The 13,582-nt window shown below is 60.6% G+C and carries 22 protein-coding genes and 1 tRNA gene; 22 read left to right on the forward strand and 1 reads right to left on the reverse strand.

What is annotated here, in order from left to right; all coding sequences use genetic code 11:
* The 7 genes from thrC to ACP5EL_RS06385 form a co-directional block, all read left to right on the forward strand.
* Window positions 1-996 (forward strand): threonine synthase (thrC, locus tag ACP5EL_RS06355; protein WP_428401661.1); only part of this gene is annotated, 996 nt, incomplete at its 5' end.
* A 17-nt stretch (window positions 997-1,013) separates the two neighbouring features.
* A complete protein-coding gene (locus tag ACP5EL_RS06360) occupies window positions 1,014-2,033 on the forward strand; it encodes a methionine synthase (protein ID WP_428401662.1) in 1,020 nt (339 codons plus the stop codon).
* Window positions 2,034-2,294: 261 nt separating this feature from the next.
* The gene (locus tag ACP5EL_RS06365) at window positions 2,295-2,702 is read left to right on the forward strand and encodes a DUF1699 family protein (RefSeq protein ID WP_428401664.1); all 408 of its coding nucleotides are present in this window, start codon (window positions 2,295-2,297) and stop codon (window positions 2,700-2,702) included.
* Window positions 2,703-3,020: 318 nt separating this feature from the next.
* Window positions 3,021-3,695 (forward strand): triose-phosphate isomerase, encoded by a 675-nt coding sequence (gene tpiA, locus ACP5EL_RS06370; protein WP_428401665.1) that lies wholly within the window; start codon window positions 3,021-3,023, stop codon window positions 3,693-3,695.
* A 5-nt stretch (window positions 3,696-3,700) separates the two neighbouring features.
* Window positions 3,701-3,970 carry an acylphosphatase gene (locus tag ACP5EL_RS06375; RefSeq protein WP_428401667.1) on the forward strand — a complete coding sequence of 90 codons (270 nt, stop codon included), beginning with the start codon at window positions 3,701-3,703 and terminating at the stop codon, window positions 3,968-3,970.
* Window positions 3,971-3,992: 22 nt separating this feature from the next.
* A complete protein-coding gene (locus ACP5EL_RS06380) occupies window positions 3,993-4,175 on the forward strand; it encodes a 4Fe-4S binding protein (RefSeq protein ID WP_428401668.1) in 183 nt (60 codons plus the stop codon).
* The gene (locus tag ACP5EL_RS06385) at window positions 4,172-5,347 is read left to right on the forward strand and encodes an NAD(P)/FAD-dependent oxidoreductase (RefSeq protein ID WP_428401669.1); all 1,176 of its coding nucleotides are present in this window, start codon (window positions 4,172-4,174) and stop codon (window positions 5,345-5,347) included. Before ACP5EL_RS06380 ends, ACP5EL_RS06385 begins: the two co-directional genes overlap by 4 nt.
* A 43-nt stretch (window positions 5,348-5,390) precedes the next feature.
* Here the strand turns inward: ACP5EL_RS06385 and ACP5EL_RS06390 are convergent, their stop codons facing one another.
* Window positions 5,391-5,927: a hypothetical protein gene (locus ACP5EL_RS06390; protein WP_428401671.1), complete on the reverse strand. Its 537-nt coding sequence runs from the start codon at window positions 5,925-5,927 to the stop codon at window positions 5,391-5,393.
* 241 nt (window positions 5,928-6,168) lie between these two features.
* Between ACP5EL_RS06390 and ACP5EL_RS06395 the strand changes: the two genes are divergently transcribed.
* The 15 genes from ACP5EL_RS06395 (at window position 6,169) to ACP5EL_RS06465 (ending at window position 13,560) form a co-directional block, all read left to right on the forward strand.
* A complete protein-coding gene (locus ACP5EL_RS06395) occupies window positions 6,169-6,756 on the forward strand; it encodes a 50S ribosomal protein L15e (RefSeq protein ID WP_428401672.1) in 588 nt (195 codons plus the stop codon).
* A 1-nt stretch (window position 6,757) separates the two neighbouring features.
* On the forward strand, window positions 6,758-7,174 hold the full coding sequence (locus ACP5EL_RS06400) for an RNA-binding domain-containing protein (RefSeq protein WP_428401673.1): 417 nt from the start codon (window positions 6,758-6,760) through the stop codon (window positions 7,172-7,174).
* Window positions 7,171-7,854, forward strand: coding sequence for an RNase P subunit p30 family protein (locus tag ACP5EL_RS06405; protein ID WP_428401674.1), 684 nt, complete (start codon window positions 7,171-7,173; stop codon window positions 7,852-7,854). Before ACP5EL_RS06400 ends, ACP5EL_RS06405 begins: the two co-directional genes overlap by 4 nt.
* The gene (locus ACP5EL_RS06410; RefSeq protein WP_428401676.1) at window positions 7,851-8,387 is read left to right on the forward strand and encodes an Rpp14/Pop5 family protein; all 537 of its coding nucleotides are present in this window, start codon (window positions 7,851-7,853) and stop codon (window positions 8,385-8,387) included. Before ACP5EL_RS06405 ends, ACP5EL_RS06410 begins: the two co-directional genes overlap by 4 nt.
* Window positions 8,359-9,111 carry an archaeal proteasome endopeptidase complex subunit alpha gene (gene psmA / locus ACP5EL_RS06415; protein ID WP_428401678.1) on the forward strand — a complete coding sequence of 251 codons (753 nt, stop codon included), beginning with the start codon at window positions 8,359-8,361 and terminating at the stop codon, window positions 9,109-9,111. Before ACP5EL_RS06410 ends, psmA begins: the two co-directional genes overlap by 29 nt.
* 2 nt (window positions 9,112-9,113) lie before the next feature.
* On the forward strand, window positions 9,114-9,812 hold the full coding sequence (locus ACP5EL_RS06420) for a ribosome assembly factor SBDS (protein WP_428401689.1): 699 nt from the start codon (window positions 9,114-9,116) through the stop codon (window positions 9,810-9,812).
* A gap of 31 nt (window positions 9,813-9,843) precedes the next feature.
* On the forward strand, window positions 9,844-10,512 hold the full coding sequence (gene rrp4, locus ACP5EL_RS06425; protein WP_428401680.1) for an exosome complex RNA-binding protein Rrp4: 669 nt from the start codon (window positions 9,844-9,846) through the stop codon (window positions 10,510-10,512).
* Between the two features lie 5 nt (window positions 10,513-10,517).
* Entirely contained in the window at window positions 10,518-11,273 is a 756-nt protein-coding gene (gene rrp41, locus ACP5EL_RS06430) for an exosome complex exonuclease Rrp41 (RefSeq protein WP_428401682.1), read from the forward strand.
* Window positions 11,266-12,045: an exosome complex protein Rrp42 gene (gene rrp42, locus ACP5EL_RS06435; RefSeq protein WP_428401683.1), complete on the forward strand. Its 780-nt coding sequence runs from the start codon at window positions 11,266-11,268 to the stop codon at window positions 12,043-12,045. The genes rrp41 and rrp42 overlap by 8 nt, the downstream gene beginning before the upstream one ends.
* 3 nt (window positions 12,046-12,048) lie before the next feature.
* Window positions 12,049-12,330, forward strand: a complete 282-nt coding sequence (locus ACP5EL_RS06440; protein ID WP_428401684.1) for a 50S ribosomal protein L37ae — start codon at window positions 12,049-12,051, stop codon at window positions 12,328-12,330.
* A gap of 1 nt (window position 12,331) precedes the next feature.
* Window positions 12,332-12,469 carry a DNA-directed RNA polymerase subunit P gene (locus ACP5EL_RS06445; RefSeq protein ID WP_014587687.1) on the forward strand — a complete coding sequence of 46 codons (138 nt, stop codon included), beginning with the start codon at window positions 12,332-12,334 and terminating at the stop codon, window positions 12,467-12,469.
* Window positions 12,469-12,879, forward strand: a complete 411-nt coding sequence (locus tag ACP5EL_RS06450) for a hypothetical protein (RefSeq protein ID WP_428401685.1) — start codon at window positions 12,469-12,471, stop codon at window positions 12,877-12,879. Before ACP5EL_RS06445 ends, ACP5EL_RS06450 begins: the two co-directional genes overlap by 1 nt.
* Window positions 12,876-13,103 carry a KEOPS complex subunit Pcc1 gene (locus ACP5EL_RS06455; protein ID WP_428401686.1) on the forward strand — a complete coding sequence of 76 codons (228 nt, stop codon included), beginning with the start codon at window positions 12,876-12,878 and terminating at the stop codon, window positions 13,101-13,103. The genes ACP5EL_RS06450 and ACP5EL_RS06455 overlap by 4 nt, the downstream gene beginning before the upstream one ends.
* Window positions 13,100-13,462, forward strand: a complete 363-nt coding sequence (locus ACP5EL_RS06460) for a prefoldin subunit beta (RefSeq protein WP_428401687.1) — start codon at window positions 13,100-13,102, stop codon at window positions 13,460-13,462. Before ACP5EL_RS06455 ends, ACP5EL_RS06460 begins: the two co-directional genes overlap by 4 nt.
* A 23-nt stretch (window positions 13,463-13,485) precedes the next feature.
* Window positions 13,486-13,560 (forward strand) — tRNA-Arg (locus tag ACP5EL_RS06465).
* Window positions 13,561-13,582: the final 22 nt, after the last annotated feature.

Consider the following 13,582-nt stretch of genomic DNA (forward strand, 5'->3'; position numbering starts at 1 on the left):
ATGCAGTACTTCCTCAAGCAGGAGGGCCGCTCGATGGTGATCCTCACCGCGACCTCCGGGGACACCGGAAGCGCCGTCGCCCACGCCTTCTACGACCTTGATAACATCCAGGTCGTCGTCCTCTTCCCGGAGAAGGAGGTGACCGGAAGGCAGAGAAAGCAGATGACCACCCTGGGAAAGAACGTCCACGTGATGGCCGTCGACGGCAAGTTCGACGACTGCCAGGTGATGGTGAAGCAGGCCTTCGTCGACCCCGACTTCGCAGACCTCAACTTATCGTCCGCAAACTCCATCAACGTCGGCCGATTGATTCCCCAGTCGATCTACTACTTCTACGCCTGGTCGAGGACCGCGGCCCCCGACCGAAAGATCGTCTTCTCCGTTCCCTGTGGCAACTTCGGAAACGTCATGGCGGGGCTCGTCGCCATGAGGATGGGCCTTCCGGTGCATAGGTTCGTCATCGCCACAAACGAGAACGACGAGTTTCCAAAGTTCATGGAGACCGGCGACTATCGGCCCATCCGCCCCTCGGTCAAGTGCATCTCCAACGCCATGAACGTCGGCCACCCCTCCAACCTGGCCCGGGTCTTCTGGCTCTACGGGGGAGAGATGGACGAGACCGGCAGGGTCGTCCGGGCCCCCGAGATGGAGGCGATGAGGCGGGAGATCTTCGCGGTCAGCATCACCGACGACCAGACGAGACGGACGATCTCCGATGCTTATAACAGATACGACACCCTCCTGGAGCCCCACGGCGCCGTCGGCTGGGCGGGCCTTTCTCGGTACCTGAAGGAGGTGGAGGACTGGAGCCCCTCCGTCTCCCTGGAGACCGCCGATCCCGCCAAGTTCCCCGAGGAGGTGGTCCGGGCGGTGGGCCTGGAGCCTCCGGTCCCCGCGGGGCTGGCCCGCCTCGACGAGATGGACGAGGAGTTCGACCTGGTGGCCGGAGACTACCAGGCCTTCAAGGCCCAGCTTTCAAAGCTCTTCAGCAGATAGGGAGGAGGTGAATCGAGATGACGGACGAGGAACCAAAGATCATCTTCGACGACATCGGAAGCTACCCCCTCCCGGCGGGGATGAGCCGGGATAAGCTCCCCTCGGGTGATTCGTACCTCGCGGTGGTAAAGGACGCCCTGGCCCAGAAGATCGAGGCCGGGGTCGAGCGGCCCACCTACCCCCAGTTTCGGGACATGATCAGGATGTTCATGGACAGAATCGAGGACCCCGCTCGTTCCGAGAGCCCCTACGTCGTGCGTGCGGAAGACGCCCGGATCCTGGAGCTGGAGGCGCTGGAGAGGCTGGGAGAGGAGATGGAACGACGGGGCGGGAGGCTTTTGGCCAGGGTCTGCGTCACCGGCCCGGTCGAGCTCTACCTCGCCCGCTTCGGCTCGACCGGATACGTCGACATCCTGGAAAACCTCGCGAAAAGCGTCGCGCGGTTTCTTGAAATGGCGAAGAAGGGCCGCCACTTCGATCTCTCCGTAGCGTCCATCGACGAGCCCTCCTTGGGGATCAGCCCGAACGTCATCTTCGAGGAGGCCGATATCTCCAGGGCCCTGGAGATATCGGCCCGCCCCTGCCGGGGGATCGACTGCGAGGTCCACCTTCACTCTCCCCTGACGGCGGAGCTCTGCTCGGGCATTCCCGGGATCAACGTCATCGGGGTCGAGTCGGCAGCAAACCCCGACTATCTGAAGATCGTCGACCGGAAGGTGCTGGAGGAGAACGACGCCTACATCAGGGCCGGGATCGCGAGAACCGACATAAACGCCCTGGTGGCGAGGCTCAACGACCGCCTTGAGACGAACCTCTGGCGAGAGCCCGAGAGGCTGGAAAGAGAGGTTCAAGCAGCCGAGTCTGCAGAGCTGATGGAGAGGAGGCTCGCCGAGGCGTACAGTCTCTTCGGCGACCGGGTCAGGTACGCTGGGCCCGACTGCGGCCTCGGGTCGTGGCCGAGCCAGAGGATGGCCGCAGGCTGCCTTGCCAGCTGCGCGAGGGCAATCTCCTCCTTCAGGTCGCATCGAGGCCCATAGAGGAGCGCTGATCGAAGCTGGCTTTTTGTATTTGACATCTCCCGGCGGGGAGATAGGTCCCCGGTGCTCTCTTTTTTATTATCTTGGAGCTCCCCAAAGCCGCGGCCCGTCGAAAGTCTCCCCGAGAACAGACGAGATAATTTCTCTGACTTTTGGTTTTACGTAACTATTTTCTAAAATACGTTTTCGTTCCGATCGGCCGAACATCCGATCTGGAGCATAACCACTATGTATAAATATTTTAAGATCATTCTATACATCATGAGATTGAGGGTAGTGAGCTCGAAAGGGGAGATCCCGGAGCTGAACTCCAACGAGCAGATGATCCACCTGGCCTTCAGGCCGTCTAATATGGACGTGATGACGCTGATTCAGAGATGTCCTCGGGTCCGGGCCGTCCAGACCCCGCCTTCCTACTATCGGACCATGTCCAAGGCTGCCCGGCAGTTCCTGGAGATCCAGGGGGTCGAGCTTCTGAGAGGGGACGTCTGGGGTCACAGAAAGGACATAGACGAGTACTATGAGATCGACGAGAGCATCATAGATAGATTATCCAAACTGATGTCAGAGGGACGCAAAATAGATGAGATCGTAACTCTGGTAAAAAGAGAGACGAAGCTCTCTGAAGATTTGATAAAGTATATCCTCAAGACCAGCGTAATGATCTGAAGAGCCCTTTTAACAGAAGGCCTCGTACGTCATCAGACCTGGTGCTCTCTTTTTCGTTGCTGGCTTCGGCCCGCCGAGTTGGCACCATCACGATTTTATCTCATAAGAGGGGAACTCGGACCCGAAGGTCTGAACGGCGAGGTATATCGGCGGTGCCGCGTTGAGATCGGTCAAATTGACCCGGACGCCGCTTCTGAGCCGTGTTCAGCTCGTCCTTGAGGGCCATGGCGGCTCCAGTCAAAAAATATACCTTCGATGAAATATATTCGGGTGGCCTGCTACCCGAATATCTACATCGCGGAATCTCGGCAACAGGTGATGATGATGATAAAGGTAGTGCTCAACTTCAAGACCTATGCGGAGGCGACGGGCAAGGCTGCCCTGGAGCTATCTCGGATCTGTGAGGAGGCGAAAGACCAGTACGACGTGGAGATGGTGGTGGTCCCCCAGACCGCAGACATCCACCTGATCTCGGAGAACGTCTCGATACCTGTCTACGCTCAGCACGTCGACGGCGTCGGCTTTGGCGGCTATACCGGCTCCATCACCGCCGCCTCGATCAAGGCCGCTGGCGCCAGGGGGGCCCTCATAAACCATTCAGAGAGGAGGCTGAAGCTCGCCGAGATAGAAGCGAGCCTTTCGGCCTGCAGGGCGGAGGGGCTTTCGACGATCGTCTGCACCAACAACATAGCCACCACAGGGGCGGCCGCAGCCCTCAAGCCCGACTATGTGGCGGTGGAGCCCCCCGAGCTGATAGGAAGCGGGATCCCCGTCTCAAAAGCGGATCCGGAAGTGATCTCCGGATCTGTTGAGGCCGTAAAGAAGATCGAGCCCGAGGTGGGAGTTCTCTGTGGTGCGGGGATCAGCCGGGGCGAGGACCTGAAAGCGGCCCTGGAGCTGGGTTCTGTCGGCGTCCTTCTCGCCTCGGGGATAATCAAGGCCGAAGATCAGAAGAAGGCTCTGGAGGAGCTCCTCTCCGGGATCCGGGGGTGATCCCGATGATCTGCGTCAGGGTCAGGGTCTCGGGCAGGGTTCAGGGCGTGGGCTACAGACACTTCACCACGATCCACGCGAAGGAGCTGGAGGTCTCTGGCTGGGTTCGTAACCTTCCCGGCGGTGGGGTCGAGGCCCTCCTCCAGGGAGAGCGGCAGAAGGTGGGCGAGATTTTGAACCAGATGAAGACGGGACCGGCCTCGGCCCTCGTCTCCGGCATGGATATATCCGAGGTCGAGTGCCGGGAGATGGACGGGTTCAAGGTGGTCTATTAAGCTTAAGTGGAGAGATGATCCATTGCTTTTGGTCAACAGATACAAATGCGGCTACTGTGGGGCCTGCGTGGGGGTCTGCCCCGCCGCCGCCCTGGAGCTGGTGGAGACCTGGATCGAGGTTAACGACGACTGCACCAGCTGCGGCAGGTGCACCAAGATCTGTCCCCTGGGCGCCCTAAAGCTCGCGAAGGAGGCTCGGACATGAACTGCGATCTCGTGGTGGTGGGGGCGGGGCCCGCCGGGTCGATGACCGCCAAGGTCGCGGCCGAGGCCGGGCTGGAAGTGGTCCTGCTGGAGAAGAGGCAGGAGATCGGCGACCCCGTAAGATGCGCCGAAGGGGTGAGCAAGACCGGCCTCAAGAAGCTGGTGGAGCCTGACCCATCTTGGATCTCCGCCGAGGTGAAGGGCGCGAGGATTCGCGCCCCCGACGGGACGGAGATCGTGATCTCCGAGGACAGAGCCGGGGCCGAGGTGGGGTACGTCCTAGAGAGGAAGGTCTTCGACCGGGCCCTGGCCCAGAAGGCGGCGGAGGCCGGAGCCAAGGTGATGGTCAAGACGAGGGCTCTCGGTCTCCTCCGAGAGGAGGGTGTCCCCGCAGGGGTGTCGGCCGCGTTCGTAGGTGAGAGCCTCAAGATCGAGGCGCCCCTGGTAATCGGCGCCGACGGCGTCGAGTCGAAGGTCGGCCGCTGGGCCGGGATCGATACCGCCCTCAAGCCGAAGGATATCGAGACCTGCGCCCAGTTCCTCCTCCAGGATGAGAAGATCGACGATGAGTACTGCGAGTTTTTCCTCGGAAACGAGATCGCCCCCGGCGGCTACGTCTGGTCCTTCCCCAAGGGCGAAAATCTCGCCAACGTCGGGATCGGTGTCCTGGGATCGAAGGCCGATTCGGGAACGCCGATGAGGCTATTGAGGGAGTTTGTTAAAGAGAACTTCCCTGCGGGGAAGGTATTGGAGATTATGGTGGGAGGGGTCCCCGTCTCCGGGCCCATCGAGACTACGACCGCCGACGGCGTAATCCTGGTGGGGGACGCCGCCAGGCAGTCCGATCCCATCACCGGCGGCGGGATCATCAACGCCATGAGGGCAGGGGTTTTGGCGGGGGAGATCGCGGCAGACCTGGTCCCCAGAGGAGAGTTGGACAAGAGCGCCCTCCAGGTCTACGAGAAGAGATGGCGGGAGACGATCGGAAAGCAGATCACCAGGAACTTCGCGGTCAAGGAGTTCTTCGTCGGCCTCACCGACGACGACCTCAACCGGCTGATCCACTCCCTGGACGGTGTCGATGTCGCCGAGCTGGACCTGAAGGGGCTTCTGAAGGTCTTGGTCCGACAGAACCCGAAGCTCCTCTTGAAACTCCGGCATCTGGTAGTTTAGTTGGCAGATATTCAGGGAACTGACATTCGACCGGCTTGATAGTTCATTCGCAGCTACCCGACAATCGTGGCAGACGGCCGAGGTCGAACTCGATCCTGACCTTCTCCCTGTCGGCCCCGACGGAGACGACGGTGGTATGGAAGACGTATTGGAGGGTCCGCCTGCCCCCGGGCACCCTCACCCCGTGGTCTCTCGCGAGCCTGGTGAGGGTGCAGGCCTGGAGGACCGGGCCGGACTGGAGGAAGAGGAGGCCGGGAAGGTTGAGGTTCTGGTGCTCGAAGGTGGGAAACTTCTCCTCTAGGATCACCGCCAGCTCCGCTCGGGTGATCTCGACCGACCTTCCTTCGCTCTCGACTTTGATATGCTCCTCGTCGGCCTCGACGGCCTCCACGTGGGCCTTGAGGGTGGAGGATACGTAGTTATCGCCCCTGCCCCTCTTCTCGGGGGGGAGGAGCTCTTCGAGCTTTGGGAGGAAAGGGCGGAGGAGAGGGCCGCTCCCCCCGAAGATCGCCCCCGGCAGGTTTTTGACTTCGGCGGAGAGGTCTCTTACGTCCTGGTTTGTAACTTCGACATGGACCATGCTCTACATCGGGGGGGTCAAAGGGCATGTAGTTGTCGGGCTGGAAGCAACCTCACCATGATCTCTCACTCTGATCTTGAGACTTGCACAATTGCAATTAGGGGGCGGATCTGGGGCTTCGAGCAGATACAAAAGCCAAATCCAGGGTCCTCTGCGGAAAAGGTTTATCTTCTATAAGCTGGTAGGGGCACCGGTCCGGAATGTGGTCCAGAGGTGGCCGAACCGGACCGAGGTGAAACGATTGAAGTCCTTTTATGCATACATCCGCGACGCGTGGAAGACCCCCGGCGACGGCTACGTCGGCGAGCTGCGGCAGGGAAGGCTCGTCCAGTGGCGGCGGGAGAGCTCAGTCCAGAGGATCGATCGGCCCACCAGGCTCGATCGGGCTCGCGCCCTCGGCTACAAGGCCAAGCAGGGGATAACCGTGGTCAGGGTGAAGGTCAGGCGCGGCGGCAGGAGAAAGTCCAGGTACATGAGAGGGAGGCGTACCAAGCACATGGGGATGCACAAGATAACCCCAGGGAAGAGCCTCCAGAGGATCGCCGAGGAGAGGGCGGGCCGAAAGCACCCCAACATGGAGGTCCTGAACTCCTACTGGGTGGGCGAGGACGGAAGGCAGAAGTGGTATGAGGTGATCCTCGTCGATCCGAACCATCCGGCCATAGCCTCCGACTCCGACCTCGCCTGGATCAGGGGTGGGAGCCATGTGGGCAGGGCGAACCGGGGCAAGACCAGCGCCGGAAAGCGCGGCAGAGGCCTGCGAAAGAAGGGGATCGGCGCCGAGAAGGTCCGTCCCAGCATAAGGGCCAACGAGAGCAGAGGAAAGTGATTTGATTCACAGGGTGACCTTTCGAGCCTTCGTCGCCTCCACCGAGGACGATGGGAAGGTGAGAGAGGCCCTGTCCCTCTTCGTCCCGCCAGAGTCGGTATCCAAGACCGGTGTCGTCGGCCATTTCGGAAACGAGATCCTGATCTTGACCTCCACCCTCAAGAAGAGGGAGGGGCTCAAGTTCTTCGATCGCCTGAGGGAGGGCCTCCCGGAGGGCGAGATGAAGCGTCTTCGTCGGGAGGTGGAGCTGCGGGTGGACGACGATTGCAACCTCCACTTCCGCCTGGACAAGCAGGCCGCCCGCCGGGGCGAGGTCCGGCTCTCAGATTCCGGCGACGCGATCTCGGTCTGTGCCCATCTGGAGTCGTATCCTGCGAGGCGGGAGAGGGCCCTCAAGGTGGCCGGGGATCTTTTATGAACTACTACGAGTGCAACCTCCACGCCCTCCCCGACGGCTCGGACTCCCCCAGCAGGATGGCCCTCGCCGCCAAGAGGCTCGGCTACTCGGGGATCGTCATCACCAACCACACCGCCGCCGGCCGGCCCTTCGGCTTTGACGCCGCAAAGCTCGTAAGAGGGATCGAGGTCGTCATGGGCTCTGAGATCGTGGCTACAAGCCAGAGAGCCCTCCACGCTCGGGCCGCCTCCCTCCGGGAGGGGTCCGACTTCATAGCGGTTCACGGAGGGGACGAGAAGATCAACCGGGCGGCCTGCGAAGACCCGAACGTGGACCTCCTCGCCCATCCTCACCAGGGAAGGGCCGGGATCGGGGTGGCGGCGGCCAAGGCCGCAAGGGACAACCAGGTGGCTATATGCCTCGCCCTCTCCCCCATGATCCGGCTTCGGGGCACATCCAGGATTCGGTGGATGGAGGCGGTGAAAAGGGACCTCGACCTGGTCAGGAAGTTCGATCTGAATCTGATGATATCGACGGGCGCGAGATCTCACCTGGACCTGCGCTCCCCCCGGGACCTGGTGGCCCTGACGGCCCTTCTGGGCCTGGAGAGAGAGAGGACCGTCGAGGCCCTCGCCCTCCCGGGATCGATCATCGACCTCAACCGGAGGAGGTGGGCTTCGGTGGGGGTGGAGGTCCTTTGAGAAGCTGGCTTCCGGTCCTGCGGGATCGGAGAAGGTACATCGCCTTCGAGCTGGAGGCCGAGGACCGGATCAGAAGGGGGGACCTGATGGGAGAGATCAGGACCGCTCAGACCTCCCTCTTCGGAGACCTGGGTGCTGCCAAAAACCGGCTTCGTATGATCTCCTTTGACGGGAGGTTCGGCCTTCTCCGCTGCTCCCACCTCCGGACCGAGGAGTGCAGGGCACTCCTCGCCACCGTCAGCTCGGTCGGCGGAACGAGGGCAGCGATAAGGGTCAGAGGGATTTCGGGCTCCATCAAAGCCGCGACAGAAAAGTATATACCGCAATCGATCTTACAGCCCGACGAAAATAAGAGAAGAGTCGACTGGGGTCCCGTTTCTGGATATGTGGCGCGCGTTATTGGTCGGGAGATCGACCTCTGTCCAGAAGACCGGAATATAACCGAAGGATCAGGCACACGATATGTGGGACTGACGTCTTTTGATTTGTGCGGAGAGGATATTGATGCAGATGGCACCTCAGATGGGTTATGATAGGGCTATAACGGTATTTAGCCCCGATGGGCGGCTGTTTCAGGTGGAGTACGCCCGCGAGGCCGTGAGGAGGGGCACCACCGCCGTGGGCATAAAGGCAGTCGACGGTGTGGCGGTCCTGGTGGACAAGAGGATCACAAGCAGGCTGATGGAGCCAGAGTCCATAGAGAAGATATTCCAGATCGACCAGCACATAGGCGCTGCCACCTCGGGCCTCGTCGCCGATGCGAGGGTCCTGATAGACAGGGCTCGGGTCGAGTCTCAGATAAACCGGCTCGTCTACGACGAGAGCATCGGGGTCGAGGTCCTGGCGAAGAGGATCTGCGATTTCAAGCAGACCTACACCCAGTACGGAGGAGTCAGGCCCTTTGGAACTTCGCTTCTCATCGTCGGCTCGGACGAGACCAGGGTTAGGCTCTTTGAGACGGATCCCTCGGGCGCCCTTTTGGAGTACAAGGCCACCGGGATAGGGGCCGGCAGAGCCGCAGTCATGGAGATCTTCGAGGAGAAGTACCGAGAAGATATGGACTGCGATCAGGCGATACTTCTGGGCCTGGAGGCCCTCTACAAGGCTGCCGAGGGGAAGTTTGAGGCCTCCACCACCGAGATCGGGGTGATCAAGCTCGACGAGAAGCTCTTCATCAAGCTGGAGGAGGAGGACGTGGCTGCCCGGGTGGAGGAGATGAAGGCTCAGATCGGCGGTGAGGACGAAGGAGAGGCGTGAGAATGGTCACCCTGGAAGAGGCGGTGACGGCCAGGCTCAAGACCCACGGGACGGTCTTCGAGGTCCTGGTGGACCCCGAGGGCGCTCTTTCCTATCGTCAGGGTGACGAAGTGGACGTCGAGAAGATCCTGGCCGCGGAGGACATCTTCGAGAACGCAAGCCGCGGCGATCGAAGCTCCGAGGAGGATCTCACCCGGGCATTCGAGACCACCGACGTCGTGGCGATAGCCGCGAAGATCATCACGAAGGGCGAGATCCAGCTCACGGCAGAGCAGAGAAAGAGGATCATCGAGAACAAGAGAAAACAGGTCGTCAGCCTCATCGCGATGAACGCCATCAATCCCCAGACCGGGACCCCCCACCCTCCAATCAGGATAGAGCGCGCCATGGAGGAGGCCCGCGTCAACATCGATCCTACAAAGTCCGTCGAAGAGATGGTCAACGTCACCATGAAGGCCATAAGGCCGATAATACCGATAAGGTTTGAAGAGGTGGACGTGGCGGTGAAGATACCGTCGGCGTACGCCCCCAAGGCCTACGGCGAGATCTCCACCTTCGCAAAGCTGAAGAGGGAGCAGTGGCAGAACGACGGCTCTTGGATCGGCGTGGTCCGGCTTCCGGCCGGACTCCAGAACGAGTTTTACAGTCTGGTCAACCGGCTCTCCAAAGGCGATGCCGAGACGAAGCTATTGAAACGATGACGATTTGATCGAGGATTTTGGAATGGATCATATGGACCGCAACGTGGTTGTGCCCGGGGACCTCCTCTCCGAAGAGGCCAAGAAGGCGGGAGAGGGCACTTACGTAAAGGACGGGAAGGTCCGCTCTCTCCTCTACGGGATGGTCAGCAGTTACAAGGACAAGGTGCGAGTGATCCCTCTCGCCGGAAAGTACGTCCCCTCTCCGGGAGATACGGTGATAGGCACCGTGCAAGACATCGTCTTTTCAAACTGGATAGTCGACATAAACTCGCCTTACGAGGGCCTCCTCCACATATCCGAGCTGCCGAGAAAGATAGAGATGAACGAGATGGCCAAGTACCTGCGGATAGGCAGCTCGGTGATGATCCGGGTAAAGGACGTCGACTCCACCATGAAGGTCGAGCTGACTATGAACGACCGGAGGCTCGGCATCCTTACGAGGGGAAGGGTGGCGGAGATAAGCCCGACCAGGGTCCCCAGGCTGATCGGAAAGGGCGGCTCCATGATAAACATGCTGAAGAAGGAGCTGAACTGCAACCTCTTCGTCGGGCAGAACGGCCGGATCTGGGTCGACGGCGGCGACGATGACATGGACCTGGCCCTGAAGACGATCCTCATCATAGAGAAAGAGGCTCATACTACGGGGCTCACCGACAGGATACTTGAGTTTCTGAGAGCGGAGAAAGAGGCCAGAAGTTGATCGGCATGGATGAGAAGTTATCATTTTTCAAAGACGGATTCAGGCTCGATGGGAGGCGGCCCGATGAGCTTCGGCCCATCAAGATAGAGGTGGGCGTGCTGGCGAGAGCCGACGGCTCGTGCTATATGGAGATGGGCGACAACAAAGTGATAGCGGCCGTCTACGGGCCGCGGGAGGTCCACCCCCGCCATCTTCAGGAGGTCTCCCGGGCGATAGTTCGGTACCGGTACAATATGGCCTCCTTCTCTGTAGAGGATAGGAAGCGGCCCGGTCCCGACCGGCGGAGCTACGAGGTATCGAAGGTCAGCAGAGAGGCCCTGGAGCCGGTGATACTGACGTCTTACTTCCCAAAGTCGGTGGTCGACATCTTCGTCGAGGTTCTCCAGGCGGACGCCGGCACCAGGACCGCCGGCATAAACGCGGCCTCTGTCGCTTTGGCGGACGCCGGGATCCCGATGAAGTGCCTGATATCGTCCTGCGCCGCCGGCAAGGTCGATGGCGAGATCGTCCTCGACCCCATGAAGTTCGAGGACAACTTCGGCGAGGCGGACGTTCCGATCGCCATGACCCCAGGCGGTGATTTCACCCTCCTCCAGATGGATGGGCGATTGGCCCCCGAGGAGCTCAAACGGGCCCTGGAGCTGGCCAAGACCGGATGTCAGCAGATATACGAGGTCCAGAGGACGGCTCTGGTCGATCGGTACAGCTCCATTGAAGAGCAGGAGAGCTGCGACGAGGCTGAGGTGGAGATTTATGAGTGACGTGGTGATGGCGGAGATCAGGAAGGACTACCTCTATCATCTGGTTCTGAAGGGCGAGCGGGCCGACGGCAGGGCCTTCGACGAGTATCGAGATATCGTTCTTGAGACGGGATCGATAAGGAAGGCCGAAGGCAGCGCCCTGGTGAAGCTCGGGAAGACCCAGGTGATGGTGGGGGTGAAGATTCAGCCGGGGGATCCCTTCTCGGATACCCCCAACAAGGGTGTCATAATCACCAACGCCGAGCTCGTCCCCCTCGCCTCCCCCAACTTCGAGCCCGGGCCCCCCAACGAGGTGGGGATCGAGCTGGCCCGGCTCGTCGATCGGGGCGTTCGGGAGTCGGGGGCGATCGACCTCGAGTCCCTCTGCATCACGCCCGGGGAGAAGGTCTGGATAATCTTTATAGACGTTCACGTCCTCGACGACTGCGGAAACCTCATGGACGCCTCGAGTTTGGGTGCGATCGCGGCACTGATGACGGCGAAGGTTCCGGCAGCTCAGTACGGCCTCGGCGAGGACTACCCTCTGCCGGTGAAGGACGTTCCCGTGGCCACCACGGCCGTCGAGTTCGGGGACGCCATAATCTTCGATCCCGATACCGACGAGGAGTCGGTGGCGGACACGAAGCTGACGGTTATAACGACCGCCGACGGGTCGGTCTGCGGAATGCAGAAGAGCGGCCCCGGATTCATAAGTCAGGATCACATCTACCGCATCGTTGATATAGCATGTGAGAGGGCTAAGGAGATCCGGGAGAAGTTTCTGGAAGTATAGATCATGGTCAAGAAGTTCAAGAAGGGCAGGAAGACCAGGTCCGCCGGAAGGTTTGGGCCTAGGTACGGAAGGAAGATCCGAAAGCTGGTCGCAGATATCGAGGAGAGGAGCAAGAAGAGGTACGACTGTCCAGTCTGCGGCCGACCCAAGGTGAGTAGAGAGGGGACCGGCATCTGGAGGTGCGCCAAATGCGGTCACACCTTCGCCGGAGGAACCTACATCCCCGTGACCTCCGTCGGTCAGTCCGTGGCCCGGTCAGTCAAGAGGGCTGTGGAGGCTGAGTAAGGTGGCCTACAGGTGCACCAGATGCAAGAAGACCGTGGAGGTCGACTATGAGTACAGCGGCATCAGGTGTCCCTACTGCGGCCATCGGATCCTCATGAAGGAGAGGCCCACCACCGTCAAGAGGATGAAAGCAGTCTGATGCGGTTTACCACCTCAAGACGGCCTTCTCCCGGGACGAGAAGGCTCGCGCGAACTCTGGCGCACTTTCTCGGCGCAGAGTACATGACCCGGGGCAAGACCGGCCTCAATGACCATGGAGAGGTCTGGATGGTGGTCGTCGAAGGAGATGGGAACCCTGCAGGCCTGGCGCGAAGGTCCCGTGGCGAGGAGAGGGTCCTCCGTTTTGCGGTCTCCGTCGAAGGGAGGCCGAGAAGGCTCGGGAAGAAGAGGCCCGTCGTGGTGGGCACCGGGAAAGACGCCTGCGATCTGGCGGAGTTCTTCGGTCTCGACTGGTCGCCGGAGGGCGCTGCCCAAAGGGAGATCAGGGTCGGAGACGAGTATCTCGATCTCGTCGACGGCGAAGATCTGGTCCTTAGGCTGAAGATATGAGAGGACGCACAGATATCACGTTCAAGGTGGACGACCCTGACAGGGTCTATAAAGCCCTCGCTCCCGAGGCGGAGGACGCAGTCCAAAGGAGCGAGGTCCGGCTCGAGACCTGTCAGGAGGGCATACGCCTCGAGATCGAGAGCGAGGACCTGGTCTCTCTGCGGGCCGCCCTGAACACGTGGATCAGATTGGTCGATATAGCAATGGAAATGGTGTTGGTATGAGCGGCGAATTGCCACCTCAGGTACAGAACCAGATAGCACAGCTCCAGCAGCTCCAGCAGCAGGCTCAGGCGCTGCTGGGCCAGAAAAGCCAGATAGAGATGGTGCTCCGGGAGACGGAGTCCGCGGTCAAAGAGCTGGAGGCGAGCGAAGAGGGAGCGGTTATTTATAAGAGCGTGGGCGATGTCCTCTTCAAGGCCGATCGGGCCAAGCTTATCGAAGAGCTGAAGGACAAGAAGGAGGTCCTTGACCTGCGGCTGAAGACCCTCGCAAAGCAGGAGGAGCGGATTCAGAAGCGTTTCACTCAGCTCCAAGAGCAGCTTCAGCAGTCCCTGGGCCAGAAGGCCCCAGAGGCGGCCTGAAGTTCGATCTCAGTTCATGTAGCGGGCCCGTGGCTTAGCCAGGATATAGCACCGGGCTTCTAACCCGGGGGTCGTGGGTTCGAATCCCACCGGGTCCGCCTGCTACTTAAATTTTCGAAA

This window comes from Methanocrinis sp. (genome assembly GCF_049974945.1).
Classification (GTDB): domain Archaea; phylum Halobacteriota; class Methanosarcinia; order Methanotrichales; family Methanotrichaceae; genus Methanocrinis.

Excerpts from the sequence above, each read along its gene's own strand:
- ACP5EL_RS06440 (WP_428401684.1), top strand. The coding sequence starts at position 12,049 with ATGGTCAAGAAGTTCAAGAAGGGCAGGAAGACCAGGTCCGCCGGAAGG.
- ACP5EL_RS06390 (WP_428401671.1), bottom strand. The coding sequence starts at position 5,927 with ATGGTCCATGTCGAAGTTACAAACCAGGACGTAAGAGACCTCTCCGCC.
- ACP5EL_RS06450 (WP_428401685.1), top strand. The coding sequence starts at position 12,469 with ATGCGGTTTACCACCTCAAGACGGCCTTCTCCCGGGACGAGAAGGCTC.
- tpiA (WP_428401665.1), top strand. The coding sequence starts at position 3,021 with ATGATGATGATAAAGGTAGTGCTCAACTTCAAGACCTATGCGGAGGCG.
- ACP5EL_RS06420 (WP_428401689.1), top strand. The coding sequence starts at position 9,114 with ATGGTCACCCTGGAAGAGGCGGTGACGGCCAGGCTCAAGACCCACGGG.
- rrp41 (WP_428401682.1), top strand. The coding sequence starts at position 10,518 with ATGGATGAGAAGTTATCATTTTTCAAAGACGGATTCAGGCTCGATGGG.
- ACP5EL_RS06460 (WP_428401687.1), top strand. The coding sequence starts at position 13,100 with ATGAGCGGCGAATTGCCACCTCAGGTACAGAACCAGATAGCACAGCTC.
- rrp42 (WP_428401683.1), top strand. The coding sequence starts at position 11,266 with ATGAGTGACGTGGTGATGGCGGAGATCAGGAAGGACTACCTCTATCAT.
- ACP5EL_RS06360 (WP_428401662.1), top strand. The coding sequence starts at position 1,014 with ATGACGGACGAGGAACCAAAGATCATCTTCGACGACATCGGAAGCTAC.
- ACP5EL_RS06375 (WP_428401667.1), top strand. The coding sequence starts at position 3,701 with ATGATCTGCGTCAGGGTCAGGGTCTCGGGCAGGGTTCAGGGCGTGGGC.
- psmA (WP_428401678.1), top strand. The coding sequence starts at position 8,359 with ATGCAGATGGCACCTCAGATGGGTTATGATAGGGCTATAACGGTATTT.
- ACP5EL_RS06365 (WP_428401664.1), top strand. The coding sequence starts at position 2,295 with ATGAGATTGAGGGTAGTGAGCTCGAAAGGGGAGATCCCGGAGCTGAAC.
- ACP5EL_RS06385 (WP_428401669.1), top strand. The coding sequence starts at position 4,172 with ATGAACTGCGATCTCGTGGTGGTGGGGGCGGGGCCCGCCGGGTCGATG.
- ACP5EL_RS06405 (WP_428401674.1), top strand. The coding sequence starts at position 7,171 with ATGAACTACTACGAGTGCAACCTCCACGCCCTCCCCGACGGCTCGGAC.
- ACP5EL_RS06455 (WP_428401686.1), top strand. The coding sequence starts at position 12,876 with ATGAGAGGACGCACAGATATCACGTTCAAGGTGGACGACCCTGACAGG.
- rrp4 (WP_428401680.1), top strand. The coding sequence starts at position 9,844 with ATGGACCGCAACGTGGTTGTGCCCGGGGACCTCCTCTCCGAAGAGGCC.